We start from the raw sequence: 17154 nt of genomic DNA, 5'->3' as shown, positions 1-17154 counted from the left end.
CACGCATGAACGACCCACACGCCCACGAAGCACACAGCGTACGCAGCGCACGAAAGCGCAAACCGCTCGACGACGAACTCGAAAGCGCCTTGCGCCGCGTCTTCGGCTTTCCGAACCTGCGGCCGGGCCAGGACGAGGTGATCCGCAGCGTGCTTGACGGCCACGACACGCTCGCCGTCATGCCCACCGGCGCCGGCAAGTCGCTGTGCTACCAATTGCCCGCGCTCCAGTTCGACGGCATGACGGTGATCGTCTCGCCGCTCATCTCGCTGATGCGCGATCAGGCATCGAAGCTCGAAGAGGCCGGCATCGCGGCCGCGGTGCTCAACAGCACGCTGACGGCGCGCGAGGCGCGCGAGGCCATGGAAGCCGTCGCCAGGCATGCGGTGCGCATGCTCTTCGTTACGCCCGAGCGGCTCTCGAACGCCGACTTCACCGCCGAGCTCGCCGCGCCCGGCATGCCGGCCATTGCGCTCGTCGTGATCGACGAAGCGCATTGCATCTCGCAGTGGGGTCACGACTTCCGCCCGGCCTATGTCGAACTCGTGCATGCCATCAAGGCGCTCGATCGGCCGCCCGTGCTCGCGCTGACCGCGACGGCGACCCCCGCCGTCATCGAGGACATCGTGCGCGAACTGGCGATGCGGCACGCTCGCGTGATCCATACGGGCGTCTATCGCGACAACCTGCACTTCAGCGTCGAACAGCTGACCAATCCGGGAGACAAGCGGCGGCGCGCGATCGAATGCGTGCGCGAGGCGCAGGGCAGCGGCATCGTCTATTGCGCGACCATCGCCGAATGCGAGGCGCTGCATGCCGCGCTCGTCGAGGCCGGTGTCGAGGCGGGGCGCTATCACGGCAAGCTGTCGTCGGCCGAGCGGTCGGAGTCGCAGGACGCGTTCATGGAAGACCGCGTGCGCGTGATGGTCGCGACCAACGCATTCGGCATGGGCATCGACAAACCCGATATCCGCTTCGTGATCCATGCGCAGATGCCGGGCAGCCTCGATGCCTACTATCAGGAAGCCGGCCGCGCCGGCCGCGATGAACAACCCGCGCGCTGCACGCTGCTGTTCGAGATGAAGGACCGGCACGTGCAGCAGTTCTTCATGAGCGGCCGCTATCCGAGCCGCGAGACCATCGCGCGCGTGGCGGCGAAAGTGCATGAGTTCGCGCAGGAAAGCGGAAGCGGGACGCTGGAGAGACCGCTCGCGCGTCTGCGTGAAGCGCTGCCGGATATCGGCGCGAACAAGCTGCGGGTCGCGACGGCGCTGCTTGGCGATATCGGCATGACGCGGCGCACGCAACGCGGCGGACTCAAACTGAGCGATGGACACTTCGACGAATCCCGGCTCGATGCCGCCGCCGAAGAGTATGCGGCGCGCTCGGAACGCGATCGCGCCGTGCTCGAACGCATGATCGGCTATGCACAGGGCGCGCAATGCCGCTGGCGCACGCTGCTCGACTACTTCGCGGAAGACATCGAGGCTACGCGTTCGGCGGCGCCGCGGCAGGCGAGCGAGATCCGCTATCGCAAGCCCGAGGACGAGCTCGGCGGCGAGCGCTGCGGCACCTGCGACAACTGCCTGCATCCGCCGCAAGTGAGCGAGAGTCCGCGCGAACAGCGGGAACAGGAACGCGCGGAACAGAGCGAGTCGACGCGTCCGGAAGCAGCGCGCTTCAAGGAGGGCGATCGCGTGCGCGTGCGCCGTTATGGCGAGGGTGTCGTCGAGATGGTCAGCGGCGAGCGTGTCGCGGTGCGCTTCGCGGACGACGCTGTGCGCACCTTCATCGGCGAGTACGTGAAGCGCGCACGCAAGGCGTCCTGACGCACGGCTTCAGCGGGCTTTGCTCGCCGGGCGCTCGCGGTCGATGCACAGCCGGTATTGAAACGTGTCGCCGCGAAAATAGAGGTACTCGAAATCGACCGGCGTGCCGTCCGCCCCGTGCGTAAGACGCTCGATGCGCAACAGCGGCGCGCCTTTCTTCACATCGAGCGACTGCGCGATCTCAACCGGCGCCGCGATGGCGTCGATGGCGAGATCCGCGCGGCCGAGCGGCACGGCGCAATCGTTCTCGAGGATCAGGAAGATGTCGCGCGTCACGAGGTCCGCGCGCGCGAGCGGTCGCGCGAAGTGCTCGGGGAGAAAGCTGATCTCGTATGAAACCGGCGCGCGATTCAGCAACCTCACGCGATGAATCTCCGCCACCGGACTGCCCGGCGCAAGACCGAGCCGGGCGGCGACTTCGTCGGCCGCCGGCACGATGTCGAAGCTCAGCACGCGGTTGAGGATGTCGTGCCCGCCTTCCGACATCGCCTCGGCAAAACCCTGCAGCGACGTCACGTTCTGGAACGCTCGCGGCTGGGAGACGAACGAGCCCTTGCCGTGTACCTTGAAGATCAAGCCTTCCTTCTGCAGATCGCCGAGCGCCTGGCGGATGGTGATGCGGCTTACGTCGAACATCGCCTGGAGCTCGCTCTCCGACGGCATGCGGCTGTGCGGCGGATAGCGTCCGTCGAGAATCCCGGCGCGCAGCGTGTCCTTGATCTGCGCATACAGCGGCACCGGCGAGTCCGGGAAAACAGCGGGGGGAGCGGCGGATCGGCGGGTGGGCATGAGGGTGGCGGGGCAGAAGGCGGGCGCATGTGCGCGACCGGACGCGGCGTGCAGCGATTATAGCGATGCCTGCCGCGCGGCCCGCCGGTCATAAACAAATGACGAAAAATTGCTTAGCCCACGCGGTGCGCTCGCTGAGAATGAGGCCTGATCGATTCGGGTCGCAGCGAGGATGAACATGAGCGAACGCAGCGCGGGTGGAACACGGGAAGCGGATGTCTCGCGGGCGGCCGTCACGCTCGTCACCGTGCCGGGTCTGTACGGCAGCGAGGACGCGCACTGGCAGAGCTGGCTCGAAGGCGAGGTGGCGTCGGCGCGGCGCGTCGAGCAACGCAACTGGGATTTGCCGCATCTCGACACCTGGAGCGACGCGGTACGCGACGAACTGGCAGACCTCGACGGTCCGGTGGTCATCGCGGCGCATAGCTTCGGCTGTCTCGCGACCGCGCATGCGCTTGCGCATCTGAAGCCTGCCGGCGCGCAAGTGCAGGGCGTGCTGTTCGTCGCGCCCGCGAGTCCGGCGAAGTTCCGCTTTGCCGGCAACTTCAGCGCACGGCGTCTGGACACGCTTTCGCTCGTGGTGGGCAGCGAAACCGATCCGTGGATGCCGCTCGACGAAGCACGCACGCTGGCGCAGCACTGGAACAGCGCGTTCATCAATCTCGGCGACGCGGGGCACGTGAACACGGCGGCGGGTTTCGGACCGTGGCCGCTGGCGAAGCATTTCGTCGAGACGCTCGCGCGGCGCGCACCGTCCGGCGACGAACACGAACATGAAGACGAGACGGAGCAACGGCGCGCGTACGGATAAGCGCTGTTGATCCTGCCGTATAAAAATGGCCGCCTTCGAGCGGCCTTCGGCTGTTGTGCAGTATCGAAACCCTGTCACTGGAGAACAAGAATGGCGGTACACAAGAAGCTGCTGATCGCAGCCGCGGTTGGTGTCACCCTCGGTATCACACTCGGCATGACCGGCGTCGCGCATGCGGACACGACGCTCCTCAACGTGTCCTACGACGTCACGCGCGAGCTGTACAAGGACATCGATTCCGCGTTCATCGCGGACTACAAGAAGAAGACCGGCGAGACGGTTTCGGTGCGGCAGTCGCATGGTGCCTCGAGCGCGCAGGCGCTCTCGGTGACGCAGGGTCTTCAGGCGGACGTCGTGACGATGAACCAGCCGAACGACATCGACCTGCTCGCCGAACGCGGGCAACTGGTGCCCGCCAACTGGCGCAGCCGTCTGCCGGATGCCAGCGCGCCTTACACCACGACGATGGTGTTCCTCGTCCACAAGGGCAATCCGAAGAACATCAAGGACTGGAACGATCTGGCGCGCAACGGCGTGCAGGTGGTCATCGCCAATCCGAAGACTTCGGGCAATGGCCGCTACACCTATCTCGCGGCGTGGGGCTACAAGAAGCAGCAGGGCGCCACCGACGCGCAGGCGCAGGCCTTCGAAAAAGCCATCTTCAAGAACGTGCCGGTGCTCGACACCGGCGGCCGCGGCGCGACGACCACCTTCACGCAGCGCGGCATCGGCGACGTACTGGTCACCTTCGAAAACGAAGTGGGCCTGATGAGCGCGGGACCGGGCGCGAAGGACTTCGAGGCGGTGTATCCGTCAGTGAGCCTGCTGGCCGAGCCGCCGGTGTCCATTGTCGACAAGGTGGTGGACAAGCGCGGCACGCGCAAGCAGGCGCAGGCGTATCTCGACTTCCTGTACACGCCGGCGGCGCAGGAGATCATCGCGCAGCATCATCTGCGTCCGCGCGATCCCGGCGTGCTGGCGAAACATGCGAGCGAGTTCAAGCCGTTGAAGACCTTCACGGTCGAGCAGTTGTTCGGCAACTGGCAGAACGCGCAGAAGCTTCACTTCGCCGATGGCGGCACCTTCGATCAGGTCGTCGCCGACAAGAACTGAGCGCGGCTGCACTTGCGATTACTGCCCGCCGCGCGGCGCCTGGATCATCTTCCAGCCGTTGCCGGCGGGATCGCGAAAACCCGCATCCACGCTGCCGTAGCGCTCCACCGGCTCCTGCGTGAACTCCACGCCGCGCGCCTTGAGCCGCGCGTAAGCCGCGCGGCAATCGGCGACCGCGAGCACGAGCGGCGGCATCGCGCCCTTGGCGATCATCGCGCGCAGGGTTTGCGCGGTGGCGTCGTCGTGAATCGGCGGGCCGGGCGCGAACAGCCCCAGCTGGAACGCCGGCTGGTCCGGATGCTGCACCGTGAGCCAGCGATAGTCGCCGTTGCGCACGTCCGTATGAACGCGGAATCCCAGCTTGTCGACGTAGAAATCCAGCGCTGCGTCCTGATCGTCGACATACACGCCCACCACATTGATACCGTCGCTCATGTTTCCTCCTGCGTTGATGAGCGCACTGTAGCCGTGGCCGAACGGCGGCGCTTCTCCAAAACTGCCATCGTCAGATCGGGACGCAGCGCGGCCTTCAGGACACAGGCGGGCACCTGCCGCAGCGGACTGTCTGCGGCGCGCAGCGCGCTGCGCACGGCGCCGGGGCTGCTGCCCTTGATGTCGCGGAACACGCGGCCGAACGTGCCGAGGCTTTCCCAGCCGGTGGCGAAGGCGATCTCGGTAATGCTCAGTTCGGTATCGCGCAGCAGGCTGGTGGCTTGCTCGATGCGCCGCGTCAGCAGATAGCGATGCGGCGGTAGCCCGAACGCGCGCTTGAAGGACCGCGCGAAATGCGCTTCGGAGACGCCGCTCACGTTGGCCAGCCGGGCGACCGGCCAGGCCTCGTGCGAGGCGGCGTCCATGCGGTCCTTCGCGCGCAGCAGGCGGCGCAGCAGGGCGGGATCTTCGAGCGGAGCGGCGGAGGGAAGCGGGCGAGGTGGCATGAATCCGGAACGGCAGGCAAATTTCGTTTAGTGTAGGCGCGAACGCGGCGTCGTATAAGCATGTGCACGAATCCGTGCGATTCCGCAAGCATGGCATGTGTGCGAAGCAGCGCACGAAGCAGCACCCGCCCGCGTGACCTCAGGCTGATCCCTGTCCATTCTTCTGTTCACAAGGTGAACGCGATGTCCACGACTTCGAATCCGGCCGCGAAACTCGTCGTCGTTACCGTGCTCGTCGGCGTGGGCGCGGGGCTCGGCGGCATGTTGCTCGCGCTGCTGCTGCATGCGGTGCAGCATGTCGCGTTTGGCTACAGCGTCGATTCGTTGCCCGGCAAGGAAAGCTTCCTTCAAGGCATCAGCAGCGCGTCGCCGCAACGCCGCTTCATCGTCCTGACGCTGTGCGGCGTGATCGGGGGCGGGGGCTGGTGGCTCCTGTATCGCTTCGGCAAGCCGCTCGTCAGCGTCGCGGACGCCATCAAGGCCGACGGTCCGCGCATGCCGCCCGCCAGCACCGTCGCCAATTCGCTGCTGCAGATCGTGACCGTCGCGATGGGCTCGCCGCTCGGCCGCGAGGTTGCGCCGCGCGAAATCGGCGCGCTGTGGGCCGGCTGGCTCGCGCACTACGCGAAGCTCACGCCGGCGCAAGCGCGGATCATGATGGCGTGCGGCGCGGGCGCGGGGCTCGCGGCGGTCTACAACGTGCCGCTCGGCGGCGCGGTGTTCGTGCTGGAAGTGCTGCTCGCCACGTTCGAAGCACGCATCGTCGTCGCCGCGCTGCTGACGTCGGCTATCGGCGCGTTCGTCGCCTGGATCGGACTGGGCGATGCGCAGACTTATCGTCTGCCGGTCTATTCGCTCGATGCGCAGCTGATCGTCTGGGCCGTCGTCACGAGTCCGCTGTTCGGCGCGGCCGCGCGGCTCTTCGTGAAGTTCACCAAGGCGGCGCGCGCGAACGCGGCGCGCGGCACGTCGCTGCCCGTGCTGCTGATCCTGAACTTCATGCTCGTCGGCGCTTTGGTGATCTATTACCCGCAGCTTGCGGGCAACGGCAAGAGCGCCGCCGGGCTGTCCTTCGAGGACCATCTCGGGTCTGCGCTCGCCGGCGTGCTGCTGGTGCTGAAGGTGATCATCGAGGTGAGCTCGCTGCGCGCGGGCGCGCAAGGCGGCTTGATGACGCCGAGCCTGACGAACGGCGCGCTGCTCGGCGTGGTGCTCGGCAGCGTCTGGAATGGGTTCTGGCCGGGCACGCCGTTGGGGGCGTTCGCGGTGATCGGCGCGGCGGCCTTCCTGGCCTCGGCGATGCAGATGCCCCTGACCGCGCTGGTGCTGACGCTCGAGTTCACGAACATCGAGCAGGGCTTCCTGATTCCGCTGGCGCTGGCGATCGCGGGCGCCATGATGACCTTCCGCGCGCTGGGCGAGACGCGTCCGGCGTCGGCGCTTGCGCCTGCGACCGCGCCGGCTCCTGCGCCCGCGCAGGGACTGCACGGGGTGTCGGATTAGGCATGGTGAAGCGCGTTGCGCTCGACCTGGAACACCGACACCGCTTCACGCAGCGACTCAGCCTGTTCGGCGAGCGACTGCGCGGCCGCCGAAGCCTGTTCGACGAGCGCCGCGTTCTGCTGCGTGACTTCGTCCATCTGGGCCACCGCCACATTGACCTGATCGATGCCCGTGCGCTGCTCCCCGGATGCGGCGGCCACTTCGCTCATGATGACCGTCACGCGGTTCACGGAAGCCACCAGTCCTTCGATTGCGCTGCCCGCATGCTCGACGAGCGCCGAGCCGCTGGCCACGCGCGTGGTGGAATCGTCGATGAGGGTCTTGATCTCCTTCGCGGCCACGGCGCTGCGCTGGGCCAGCGCGCGCACCTCGCCGGCGACGACCGCGAAGCCGCGTCCCTGATCGCCGGCGCGGGCGGCTTCCACTGCGGCGTTGAGCGCGAGAATGTTGGTCTGGAAGGCGATGCCCTCGATCACGCCGATGATGTCCGCCATGTGCGACGAGCCCTGCGCGATGCCGCGCATGGTCGCGACGACCTCGTTGACGTTCGCGCCGCCCTGCGTGGCGTCGCCGCACGCCTGGGTGGCGGCGTGCGTGCCCTGGGCGGCGTTGTCGGCGTTCTTCGCGACGGTGCTGGCCAGTTCCTCCATGCTCGCTGCGGTTTCTTCGAGCGAAGCCGCCTGCGATTCGGTACGCCGCGACAGATCCACGGTGCCCTGTGCGATCTCGCGCGCCGCGCCGGCAATCGTGACGCTCGACGACTGAATGCCCAGCACGATCGCATTGAGGCGTGCGCGCATGCTTTCGAGCGAGACCATCAGGCTGTCGGGATGACGATGCGCGGTCGCGACCGGCTCGCGCAGATTGCCTTGCGCGATCCGCGCCGCCAGCGCCTTGGCTTCGTCCGGCTCGCCGCCGAGGGCACGGGTCAGCGCGCGTGTGATGAGCAGCGCCGCTGCTGCGCCGCTCAGCGTGGCCAGCACGCCGAGCGCGATCATGATGGCTTTCGCGCGCGCGTAGGCGGCGTCGGCATCGCGATTGGCGCTCGCGTTCTGCTGGTCCTGCAACGCCACCATCTCTTTCGCGGCGTTCATCCAGCTGCGCTGCACGGGACGCAGTTCGTCGATCAGCACACGCGTCGCGCCCTGCTGGTCGCGTGCCTCGGCGAGCGTCACTGCGCGCTCGATGATCGGCGCGGCAGCGGCCGCGTTCGTGCGCAAGGTGTCGAACAGCGCGCGTTCGCGGGCTTCGGTGTGGTCGTTCTGCGCGAAACGCTTGCCGAGCGCGTCGAAGGCTTCCGCATAACCCTGCGCCTGCGTGCGGATGCGTTGTTTCTCGGTTTCGATCGCAGCGATGTCGCTCATCAGCGCGACGTTGCGCAGCGCGATCATGCGGTCGCTGATCGAGAGCGTCAGCGCGTGTGCGAGCCGGGCTTCCTCATTGTTGACCTCGACTACTTCGTCGAAGCGCGCCTGGATCTGCGCCATGCTGAAGAGTCCGTAGGCGAGCACGGCGAGCAGCATCGACAGCACGATGCCAAAGCCCAGACTGAGCTTGGTGACGACCTTCATGTATTGACTTCTCCGTGGACGGTTTGACGCAGATTTGCGCGCAAGAGCAAATCCTATTCTTTCAAACTGTTTACGGAGAAGATTCGTTTTGCTTTAGACCGGTTGAATCCGCATTCGTCACGTTTTGCGCGGCGGCGAGCGGTGAGCCCATCGCCTGGAACAGCGCGGCCGTGTCGCTCATGCGCGCGCTGCCGGCGCGGATCGCGGTCAGGCGTGCGTTCAGCGACTGCTGCTCGCTGCTACGCGCGGCGCGCGGCGGAATGGCGCCGAGCCTTACGCGCGCGAGCGCATCGGCCGAGGCATCGCGCGCCTTGCTGCTCGCGCTGTCCGCGAAGGCGAGCGCCTCGGCGTCGTTTTCCAGCGACGCCAGCGTATCCGCGACGTTGCGGAAGGCCGCCAGCACCGTCTGCTTGTATTGCTCGACGGCGGCGTCGTACGTGGCGATGGCCGCGCGCCGCTGCGCGAACAACGCGCCGCCGTGGAAGATCGGCGCCGACAGCGAAGCGCCGATGCTCCACAACGCGCCCGCGCCGGACAGCGCCGTCGGCCAGCTGAAGCCGCCCCGGCCCATCGATGCCGATATCGACAGGCTCGGGAACAACTGCGCCGTCGCGACGCCCACTTGCGCGGCGGCGGCCTTCAATGCGGCGTCGGCGGCCTGGATGTCGGGGCGCGTCTGCAGCAGCTCCGACGGCAGCACGAGCGGCACGTCGGGCGGCACGGTGAGGCTCGCGAGCTCGAGATCGTCGGGAGCCTGGTCGGGCGTGCGACCGAGCAGCACGGCCAGCGCATGACGGTTCGCGAGCCATTGCGCGCGCAAGCCGGGCAGTTGCGCCGCAAGCGAGGCCGCGTTCTGCTGGGCCGTGAGCATGTCGGCGCGCGACGCCGAACCGAGCGCATAGCGGCGTTCGGTGTCATGGGCGTCGTCGCCCGCGAGCGCGATGAGCCGTTCCGTGATGTCGATCTGCGCATGCAGAGAAGCCGCGCCGAGCGCGCCCGTCACGATGTTCGCCGCGAGCGCGCGCCGTGCGGCGTCGAGCTGGAAGGCCTGCTGATCGACCTGCGCCGCCAGCGACGCGTTCGCGAAGCGCGCTGCGCCGAACAGGTCGAAGGTGTATTGCGCCTGGATCTGTCCGACGAAGAGGTTGTACAGCGCGGTCGGCGGGCCGAAGTCGGGGATGGTGAGGGCGCGCTGGCGAGTGGTCTGTGCGCCCGCGTCGATGGACGGCAACAGCGACGAGCCCACCTGTGCGCGCAATTGCTCGCGTGCGGCGACGAGCGTCTTGTCCGCGGCGGCGAGATCCGGGCTGTTGCGCAGGCCTTCATCGACGAGCGCGTTCAGCGTGTCCGAGCGATACGCCTTCCACCACTCGGGCACCGCATGCGCACCGCCGACGAAACGTTGCGATGCGCCCTCGGCGGTGACGGTGGCGTCGGCTTGCGGCTGCGCGCCGTAGTGCGCGGGCGTGGGCATCGCGGGCGGCTTGCCATCCGGGCCGAACGCACAGCCGGCGAGCACGGCGCTCGCGGCGAAGATCAGCGTACGAGTGCGGTTCATGACGAGGCTCCCTCGCGTTCGTCGAGCTTCACGCGGAACCACGCGGCATAGAGCGCGGGCAGGTAGAACAGGGTGAGCACGGTCGCGCTCGTGATGCCGCCCATCAGCGCGGTGGCCATCGGGCCGAAGAAGTTGCTGCGCAGAAGCGGGATCAGCGCGAGCACGGCGGCCGCGGCGGTCAGCGTGATCGGGCGGAAGCGTCGGACCGTTGCGCCGATGATGGCGTCGAATCGCTTGTGGCCGGAGGCGATGTCCTGCTCGATCTGGTCGACGAGGATCACCGAGTTGCGCATGATGATGCCGAACATGGCGATCACGCCGAGCATCGCGACGAAGCCGAACGGCTTGCCGAAGGCCAGCAGCGTGACGACCACGCCGATCAGCCCGAGCGGCGCGGTGAGCACGACCATCATCACGCGCGAGAAGCTCTGCAACTGGATCATCAGCAGCGTCAGCACGACGATCACCATCACCGGAATCTGCGCGTTGATCGACGCCTGGCCCTTGCCGCTTTCCTCCACCGGTCCGCCCACCTCGATGCGATAGCCCACCGGCAGCGCGCGGCGAATGGCATCGAGCTTGCCGTCGATGGCCTTCGTCACGTCAATGCCCTGCGCATTGCCCGTGACATCGGACTGCACGGTCAGGGTCGGCTGCCGGTCGCGTTCCCAGATCACGCCGTATTCGAGCGTATCGACGACGCGCCCCAGCGCGCCCAGCGGCACCGGACCGTTCGGCGTGGGCATCGCGAGCGTGGCGAGGCGCGCCGGATCCACGCGTTCCGCGCGTGGCGCGCGCAGATCGACGCCGATCAGCTTGTCGCGCTCGCGATACTGCGTGACGGTCGTGCCGCTTTGCGTCATCGCGAGAAAGCTGGCGATGTCCTGCGACGTGACGCCCGCCGCGCGCGCCTTCTGCTGATCCACTTCGAAGCGCACCGAGCGTTCCGACGGCTCGTCCCAGTCGAACTGGACATTGGTGGTGCGCGTGTCGGCGCGCATGTCGGCGGCGACCTGCTCGGCGATGTGCCGCACCGTGCCGATATCGTCGCCACTGACGCGGAACTGCACCGGATAGCCGACCGGCGGCCCGTTTTCCAGGCGCGACAGACGCGTGCGCACGGCGGGAAAGCGTTCGCGCAGCATCGGATCGAGCCAGCGCGCCAGTTGTTCGCGCGCCTCCACCGACTTCGCCGTGACGACGAATTGGGCGAAGTTCGGCGTTGGCAGTTGCTGGTCGAGCGGCAGGTAGAAGCGCGGCGCGCCGGTGCCGACGAAGCTTACGACATGATCGATTTCCACGCGGCCCTTCAGCGCGGTTTCGAGGCGCTTCGCTTCGCGCAAGGTGGCGTCGAACGACGCGCCTTCCTGCAGGCGCACGTCGATCAGCAACTCGGGGCGATCCGAGCTCGGGAAGAACTGCTGCGGCACGAGCGTGAAGCCCGCCATCGCGATGACGAACAGGACCACCGTGACGGCCAGCACCACGAAACGCCGCCGCACGCACCAGCCCACCCAGCGGCGCAGGCGGCCATAGAACTTCGTGTCGTAGATGTCGTGTTCGTGATCGTCGGGCAGATGCGCTTCCTTCTTGCGCTCGGGCAACAGCTTGTAGCCCAGCAGCGGAATCAGCACGACTGCCGCGAGCCACGACGCGATCAGCGCAATGGCCGAAACTTCGAAGATCGAACGCGTGTACTCGCCGGTGCTCGACTTGGCGAGCGCGATCGGCAGGAAGCCGGCGACCGTGACGAGGGTGCCGGTCAGCATCGGGAACGCGGTGCTGGTGTAGGCATAGGCCGCCGCGTGCGTGCGGTTCCAGCCCTGCTCGAGCTTTACGGCCATCATCTCGACGGCGATGATCGCGTCGTCCACGAGCAGGCCGAGCGCCAGGATCAGCGTGCCCAGCGACACCTTGTGCAGGCCGATGTCGAACAGATACATGAAGAGCGCGGTGACGGCGAGCACGATGGGAATCGAGATCACGACGACCATGCCCGTGCGCACGCCGAGCGACACCAGGCTCACGATCAGCACGATGATGACCGCTTCCGCGACGGCTTCGAGGAAGTCATCGACGGAATGCGACACCGCATGCGGCATGCTGGAGACTTCGGTGAGCTTCAGGCCCGCGGGTAGTTGCGCACGCAACCTGGTCATCTCGGCATCGAGCGACTTGCCGAGACGCACGACGTCCTCGCCGGGCTGCATCGTCACGCCGATGCCCAGCACCGGCGCACCGGCCGAGCGCATTTGCGTGGCGGGCGGATCCACGTAGCCGCGCGTGATCTTCGCGATGTCGCCGAGCCGGAACGAGCGGCCATTCACGGCGATGAGCGTATCGGCGAGCGCGTCGATGCTCTTGAACTGGCCGCTCGGGCGCACGAACACGCGGTCGTTCGGCGTGTTCATCACGCCGGCGGGCGCGACGGCGTTCTGTCCGTCGATGGCCTGCGCGATCTGCTGCGGCGAAAGGGACAGGCGCGTGAGCGTCGTGTTGGGACTCTCGATATAGATGCGTTCTTCCTGGTCGCCGAAATAATCCACCTTCGCGACACCCGGCACGCGCAACAGCACGGTGCGCAGCGAATCGGCGTAGTCGTGCAGTTGCGCGGGCGAGAAGCCGTCGCCTTCGAGCGCGAAGATGTTGGTGTAGACGTCGCCGAACTCGTCATTGAAGAACGGGCCCTGCACGCCGGGCGGCAGCGTCGCGGCGATATCGCCGACCTTCTTGCGAATCTGATACCACTCTTCCGGCACATCCTTCGCGGGCGCCGAGTCCTTCATCTGGAAGAACAGCAGCGATTCGCCCGGGCGCGAGTAGCTGCGCATGAAGTCCGTGTACGGCGTCTCCTGCAGCTTGCGCGCGATGCGGTCGGTCACTTCCTCCTGCACCTGACGCGCGGTTGCGCCCGGCCAGAAGGTGCGGATGACCATCACGCGGAACGTGAACGGCGGGTCTTCCGACTGCGCGAGGCGCGTGTACGAAAGGATGCCGAAGATCGTCGCCATCGCGATCAGGAAGATCACCAGCGCGCGATGCCGCAGCGCCCATGCCGACAGGTTGAAGCGGCCTTCCTCGTGACGCTGCGCGGCGTCTTCGCCGGACGTGGAATCGCGCGCGCTCATGAAGCGAAGTCCTCGGGATGCAAGGGCGCGACCACGCGCACCTTTTCGCCCGCCGAGACGGTATGCACGCCTTGCCACACGACGCGGTCTCCCGCCTGGAGGCCGCTCGCCACCGTCACGGTGCGCTCGCCGAAGCGCGCGATCTCCACGCGCCGCAGTTCGAGTGCATCGCCGGGTTTCGTCACGACCCATACGGCAGGGTGGCCGTTGTCGTGGAACAGGGCCGTCGACGGCAGCGTGAACGCGCCGCCGGCCGTCTGCACCGGGGTGAACGCGATGTCGGCCGTCATGCCGAGCCGGACTTCGGGCGTCGGCGCTTCGAGCGTGAGCTTCGCGCGCCAGGTGTGGCTCTGCGTGTCGGCGGCCGGGGAGAGTTCGCGCACGCGCGCCTTGAAGGTGCGCGCGGGAAGGGCGGTGAGCTTCACGTCCGCTTCATGACCGACCGCGAAGGCGCCGAGCGAAGACTCGGGCACGTCGCAGATCACGTCGATGTCGCCGCTCCACGCCAGCGTGTAGACGGCCTGACCCGCGTTGACGTTCTGGCCGGTGTCGGCTTGCTCGGCGGTGATGACGCCGGCGTGATCGGCGGCGAGCGTCGCATAGCGCAGCTGGTCGCCGGCAAGCGCAGCCTGCTGTTGCGCCTGATTGCGCTGCGCCAGCGCCGACGCATAGGCGTTCTGCGTCTGTTCGAGCTGCGCGGGCGCGATCAGGTTTTCGGCGGCCTGGGCGCGGTCGCGGTCGAGCTGCTGCTGGGCGTAGACGAGTTGATGCGAGGCGGCGTCGAGTTGCGCGCGAGCGCTGGCGCTGTTCTTTTCGACATCGGCGGGATCGAGTCGGGCGACGGTCTGTCCCGCCTTCACCGTATCGCCGATGCGCACGCGCCGCTCGAGAATCTTGCCGTTGATGCGAAAGGACAGCGGCGTCGAATAACGCGCCTGCACTTGACCGGGCAGCGTGGCAAGCGGTGCAGCGTTATCCGCTTTGGCTTCGACCGCGACAACGGGACGGGGCGCGGGCGCGGCAGCCTCATGGCGCTGACAGGCGGCGAGCGCGACGCAGAGGGTCGTGCAGATGATCGGAATGGCTGCCGCGCGCGAGAAGGCTGGCGTGGTCAAGGAAAAGCGCTTCACAGGAACCTCGGCGCCCGTCGGGGCATGAGTGCGCGCGTGCCGCAACGAACGAAGCGCGCCGCTTGGTGGCGAAGCAAAACCGGAAAGAGCCGCTGAAACCGGGGATGTCCGTGAGACCTGGCGCGACGGATGGCTTATTCCATGCGTCTGTCAGGCCCGCCCGCAAAGGGCTTCGGTCATTCCGAAAAGAAACTGCGGTGGATTCTAATACACACCTGTATCCGAATGCAAAGCAGAATGTGCAAGCTGGCCGATGCTACACTTCGGCCCATGAAACCCGTACGACTGACCCGTGAACAGAGCCGTGACCAGACGCGCCAGCGTTTGCTCGATGCTGCGCAAGCCGTTTTCATGAGGAAGGGTTTCGGCGCGGCGAGCGTCGAGGACGTGGCCGCCGAGGCGGGTTATACGCGTGGCGCGTTCTATTCGAACTTCGACAGCAAGGCGCAGTTGCTGCTCGAAGTGCTCAAGCGCGATCACGACATGACCATGGAGCACCTCTCGACCATCTTCGAGGACGGCGAGGCCTCGCGCGCTGATCTCGAAGCGCGCGTGCTCCAGTACTACAGCGAGTGTTACCAGGACAATGCCTGCTTCCTGCTGTGGGTCGAGGCGAAGCTGCACGCGAGCCGCGACGCCGCTTTTCGCACCAGCTTCAACGCGCTGATGCGTGAGCTCAGGCAGACCACGACGGACTATATCGAGGCGTTTTCAGAGCGGGTGGGCACGCCGTTGAGCATGCCCGCCGGGCAAATGGCGCTCGGGCTGATTGCCTTGTGCGACGGCGTGCAATTCTTCTATTCGTCGGATCCGCAATCCGTGCCGGCGGAGTTTGCCCAAAGCGTGCTCGGGCATTTCTTCCGGCGCGTCGCGCTGAATGGCGGCACGGAATAACGCCATAACTTTGCAGCGGGCTTTCGCCTTCAATTCGCATCCGCGCAGCCTGCCATTCCGATAAGTGGCTGATTTACCACGAGGGTAATCATCGACAGTATCCGTACTGCTGATGGACGTATCATCGGAACCCGAGTGCGGGATCCCATTCTCAGCCTTTCACAGGCATTCGATGACACGCGTTATCCGGAACATCTGGATTGCCGGCGTCGTGATGATAGCCAGCAGTCTGGTTTCAGCCAATGAGCAGGCCCGCTTGTTTCCTCTGGAACGAGCCGCCGCAGGCATGGTGTTCTTTCCTTATCCGGCCGTGGTTTCAACGGCCGGCGTGCGCACCGTTCGAACCGTGCATGCACGCTTCTCATATGGGGTTTCCGAGAAACATGCAGGCACGGCGCCCTTGTCCGGCGCCGGTGTCAGTCTCGCCGATCCGAATACGGCGGGTCGGCAATATCCGCAGGCATTGCCTGCCTATTCGCTCGGCAATTCCGGTAAAACGCGTAGCGATTTCGCCAGCGATGAAGACGACTGGCATTTTCAGGCGAATCCGCAACTCGGCGTGAATCATGAGCACGAGAAAGGATTGACCTTCCTGATGCGCCGGGGCTTTTGATTCTCTGCATTCCCGGCGTCAATCTTCCTGAAAGAAGCGGCTATCAGCCGCGCGCTTCGGCATAGCGCCGCGCAACCTCGGGCCAGTTGATCACGTTATAGAAAGCCGCAATGTATTCCGGCCGGCGATTCTCGTATTTCAGGTAATAGGCGTGCTCCCAGACGTCGAGGCCGAGAATCGGCTTATTGCCCGATGCGATGCCGCTCATCAGCGGATTGTCCTGATTCGCCGTGCTGCTGACCGCGAGCTTGCCTTGCTTGTCGACTTCGAGCCACGCCCAGCCGCTGCCGAAGCGCGTCAGCGCGGCCTTCGTGAACGCATCCTTGAAGGCATCGAAACCGCCCAGATCCGAGTCGATCGCCCGGGCCAGTTCGCCGTCCGGCTGGCCGCCACCCTCCGGCGACATCACGGTCCAGAACAGGCTGTGATTCGCGTGGCCGCCGCCGTTGTTGCGCACGGGCGCGCGCAGCGCTTCGGGCAACGCATCGATATTCACGATCAGGCTCTCGACCGGCTCGTCCTTGCGGTCGGACTTCTCCAGCGCCGCGTTGAGGTTGTTCACGTAAGTCTGGTGATGCTTCGTGTGATGGACCTCCATCGTGCGGGCGTCGATGTTCGGTTCCAGTGCGTCGAAGGCATAAGGCAGGGGAGGCAGGGTGTAAGGCATCGAATGCTCCTTTCGGTTCGAAGTGGGGATCAGTGCCGCGCGGTGTGGCTGGGGTGAAGCGCGGCGTCGCCGTCGGCGATGGCGTGTGCAATGAGCGGATGCGGCCCGTGACGGGCGAGATGGCGAATCAGCGCGACATAGGTTTCGCGGCTGTGGCGCAAGGCGGCCTGGCGCAGCGTTGCGGGCCGGTCGGCGGCTTGCGTCAGTGCGATCAGGGTCGCGTGCGCGCGGCACAACCAGGGCGCCGCGCGATCGGGTGCGCCCTGCGCGACATGCAGGTCCGCGAGATTGTGATGCGCGACCACCAGCGCGGCGAGGCAATCGTCGGCGCGGCCGGCGGGCGGCGCGTCGATCAACCGATGCGCGATCGACAACGCCCGCTCATAACCGGCGAGCGCCAGCGCGGCGCGTCCGTCGCGTTCGTCCTGGACGGCCTGACGCATTTCGGCTTCCCACAACGCGAGGGTCGGCTGGCAGGGAACGGACGTGTCCGATGAGAGGTCGGCAATCTGCTGATGCATGGCGAGGGCTCCTGTTCCATCGCCCTTTGCGTCGACCTGGCGTCTGCGTACTCGGGTGAGTCAATGATAACCATTATCATTTGGCCTTG

The 17154-nt window shown here is 66.6% G+C and carries 15 protein-coding genes; 6 read left to right on the top strand and 9 right to left on the bottom strand.

Annotated elements, in window-relative coordinates:
• Positions 1-5: 5 nt before the first annotated feature.
• Positions 6-1829: an ATP-dependent DNA helicase RecQ gene (locus tag QCE69_RS32990; protein ID WP_309935128.1), complete on the top strand. Its 1824-nt coding sequence runs from the start codon at positions 6-8 to the stop codon at positions 1827-1829.
• A 9-nt stretch (positions 1830-1838) separates the two neighbouring features.
• On the opposite strand, the gene QCE69_RS32985 is transcribed toward QCE69_RS32990, so the two are convergent.
• Positions 1839-2618 (bottom strand): GntR family transcriptional regulator, encoded by a 780-nt coding sequence (locus QCE69_RS32985; protein ID WP_309935126.1) that lies wholly within the window; start codon positions 2616-2618, stop codon positions 1839-1841.
• A gap of 178 nt (positions 2619-2796) precedes the next feature.
• On the opposite strand from QCE69_RS32985, the gene QCE69_RS32980 reads away from it, so the two are divergent.
• A complete protein-coding gene (locus tag QCE69_RS32980) occupies positions 2797-3429 on the top strand; it encodes an alpha/beta hydrolase (RefSeq protein WP_309935125.1) in 633 nt (210 codons plus the stop codon).
• A gap of 90 nt (positions 3430-3519) precedes the next feature.
• Positions 3520-4542, top strand: a complete 1023-nt coding sequence (locus tag QCE69_RS32975; RefSeq protein WP_309935124.1) for a sulfate ABC transporter substrate-binding protein — start codon at positions 3520-3522, stop codon at positions 4540-4542.
• Positions 4543-4560: 18 nt separating this feature from the next.
• Here QCE69_RS32975 and QCE69_RS32970 read toward each other — a convergent pair whose 3' ends face one another.
• Both QCE69_RS32970 and QCE69_RS32965 read right to left on the bottom strand, forming a co-directional pair.
• The gene (locus QCE69_RS32970; protein WP_309926884.1) at positions 4561-4977 is read right to left on the bottom strand and encodes a VOC family protein; all 417 of its coding nucleotides are present in this window, start codon (positions 4975-4977) and stop codon (positions 4561-4563) included.
• Entirely contained in the window at positions 4974-5480 is a 507-nt protein-coding gene (locus QCE69_RS32965) for an AraC family transcriptional regulator (protein ID WP_309926883.1), read from the bottom strand. The genes QCE69_RS32970 and QCE69_RS32965 overlap by 4 nt, the downstream gene beginning before the upstream one ends.
• A 183-nt stretch (positions 5481-5663) precedes the next feature.
• Here QCE69_RS32965 and QCE69_RS32960 point away from each other — a divergent pair, with 183 nt between their 5' ends.
• Positions 5664-6983 (top strand): chloride channel protein, encoded by a 1320-nt coding sequence (locus QCE69_RS32960; protein ID WP_309935122.1) that lies wholly within the window; start codon positions 5664-5666, stop codon positions 6981-6983.
• Here the strand turns inward: QCE69_RS32960 and QCE69_RS32955 are convergent.
• The 4 genes from QCE69_RS32955 to QCE69_RS32940 form a co-directional block, all read right to left on the bottom strand.
• Positions 6980-8554 (bottom strand): methyl-accepting chemotaxis protein, encoded by a 1575-nt coding sequence (locus QCE69_RS32955; protein WP_309935120.1) that lies wholly within the window; start codon positions 8552-8554, stop codon positions 6980-6982. The genes QCE69_RS32960 and QCE69_RS32955 overlap by 4 nt on opposite strands.
• Positions 8555-8624: 70 nt before the next feature.
• The gene (locus QCE69_RS32950) at positions 8625-10112 is read right to left on the bottom strand and encodes an efflux transporter outer membrane subunit (RefSeq protein ID WP_309935119.1); all 1488 of its coding nucleotides are present in this window, start codon (positions 10110-10112) and stop codon (positions 8625-8627) included.
• Positions 10109-13240 (bottom strand): efflux RND transporter permease subunit, encoded by a 3132-nt coding sequence (locus QCE69_RS32945; RefSeq protein ID WP_309935117.1) that lies wholly within the window; start codon positions 13238-13240, stop codon positions 10109-10111. The genes QCE69_RS32950 and QCE69_RS32945 overlap by 4 nt, the downstream gene beginning before the upstream one ends.
• Positions 13237-14355 (bottom strand): efflux RND transporter periplasmic adaptor subunit, encoded by a 1119-nt coding sequence (locus QCE69_RS32940; protein WP_309926875.1) that lies wholly within the window; start codon positions 14353-14355, stop codon positions 13237-13239. Before QCE69_RS32940 ends, QCE69_RS32945 begins: the two co-directional genes overlap by 4 nt.
• A 285-nt stretch (positions 14356-14640) precedes the next feature.
• Between QCE69_RS32940 and QCE69_RS32935 the strand changes: the two genes are divergently transcribed.
• Together QCE69_RS32935 and QCE69_RS32930 are read left to right on the top strand one after the other, a co-directional pair.
• Positions 14641-15264 carry a TetR/AcrR family transcriptional regulator gene (locus QCE69_RS32935; protein ID WP_309926872.1) on the top strand — a complete coding sequence of 208 codons (624 nt, stop codon included), beginning with the start codon at positions 14641-14643 and terminating at the stop codon, positions 15262-15264.
• Between the two features lie 172 nt (positions 15265-15436).
• A complete protein-coding gene (locus QCE69_RS32930; protein WP_309935116.1) occupies positions 15437-15877 on the top strand; it encodes a hypothetical protein in 441 nt (146 codons plus the stop codon).
• Between the two features lie 43 nt (positions 15878-15920).
• On the opposite strand, the gene QCE69_RS32925 is transcribed toward QCE69_RS32930, so the two are convergent.
• Positions 15921-16544, bottom strand: coding sequence for a superoxide dismutase (locus QCE69_RS32925; protein WP_309935115.1), 624 nt, complete (start codon positions 16542-16544; stop codon positions 15921-15923).
• Positions 16545-16573: 29 nt separating this feature from the next.
• Positions 16574-17065: a hypothetical protein gene (locus QCE69_RS32920; RefSeq protein ID WP_309935114.1), complete on the bottom strand. Its 492-nt coding sequence runs from the start codon at positions 17063-17065 to the stop codon at positions 16574-16576.
• Between the last annotated feature and the right edge of the window lie 89 nt (positions 17066-17154).

Source organism: Caballeronia sp. LZ032 (genome assembly GCF_031451315.1).
Taxonomy (GTDB): domain Bacteria; phylum Pseudomonadota; class Gammaproteobacteria; order Burkholderiales; family Burkholderiaceae; genus Caballeronia.
Note: the sequence above shows the minus strand (reverse complement) of the source record. Positions and strands in the feature narration are given on the sequence as shown.

What these genes read in the sequence shown, in the direction of transcription:
- QCE69_RS32990 (WP_309935128.1), top strand. Translation starts at nt 6, where the DNA reads ATGAACGACCCACACGCCCACGAAGCACACAGCGTACGCAGCGCACGA.
- QCE69_RS32935 (WP_309926872.1), top strand. Translation starts at nt 14,641, where the DNA reads ATGAAACCCGTACGACTGACCCGTGAACAGAGCCGTGACCAGACGCGC.
- QCE69_RS32920 (WP_309935114.1), bottom strand. Translation starts at nt 17,065, where the DNA reads ATGCATCAGCAGATTGCCGACCTCTCATCGGACACGTCCGTTCCCTGC.
- QCE69_RS32960 (WP_309935122.1), top strand. Translation starts at nt 5,664, where the DNA reads ATGTCCACGACTTCGAATCCGGCCGCGAAACTCGTCGTCGTTACCGTG.
- QCE69_RS32930 (WP_309935116.1), top strand. Translation starts at nt 15,437, where the DNA reads ATGACACGCGTTATCCGGAACATCTGGATTGCCGGCGTCGTGATGATA.
- QCE69_RS32945 (WP_309935117.1), bottom strand. Translation starts at nt 13,240, where the DNA reads ATGAGCGCGCGCGATTCCACGTCCGGCGAAGACGCCGCGCAGCGTCAC.
- QCE69_RS32955 (WP_309935120.1), bottom strand. Translation starts at nt 8,554, where the DNA reads ATGAAGGTCGTCACCAAGCTCAGTCTGGGCTTTGGCATCGTGCTGTCG.
- QCE69_RS32980 (WP_309935125.1), top strand. Translation starts at nt 2,797, where the DNA reads ATGAGCGAACGCAGCGCGGGTGGAACACGGGAAGCGGATGTCTCGCGG.
- QCE69_RS32925 (WP_309935115.1), bottom strand. Translation starts at nt 16,544, where the DNA reads ATGCCTTACACCCTGCCTCCCCTGCCTTATGCCTTCGACGCACTGGAA.
- QCE69_RS32985 (WP_309935126.1), bottom strand. Translation starts at nt 2,618, where the DNA reads ATGCCCACCCGCCGATCCGCCGCTCCCCCCGCTGTTTTCCCGGACTCG.
- QCE69_RS32970 (WP_309926884.1), bottom strand. Translation starts at nt 4,977, where the DNA reads ATGAGCGACGGTATCAATGTGGTGGGCGTGTATGTCGACGATCAGGAC.
- QCE69_RS32950 (WP_309935119.1), bottom strand. Translation starts at nt 10,112, where the DNA reads ATGAACCGCACTCGTACGCTGATCTTCGCCGCGAGCGCCGTGCTCGCC.
- QCE69_RS32965 (WP_309926883.1), bottom strand. Translation starts at nt 5,480, where the DNA reads ATGCCACCTCGCCCGCTTCCCTCCGCCGCTCCGCTCGAAGATCCCGCC.
- QCE69_RS32975 (WP_309935124.1), top strand. Translation starts at nt 3,520, where the DNA reads ATGGCGGTACACAAGAAGCTGCTGATCGCAGCCGCGGTTGGTGTCACC.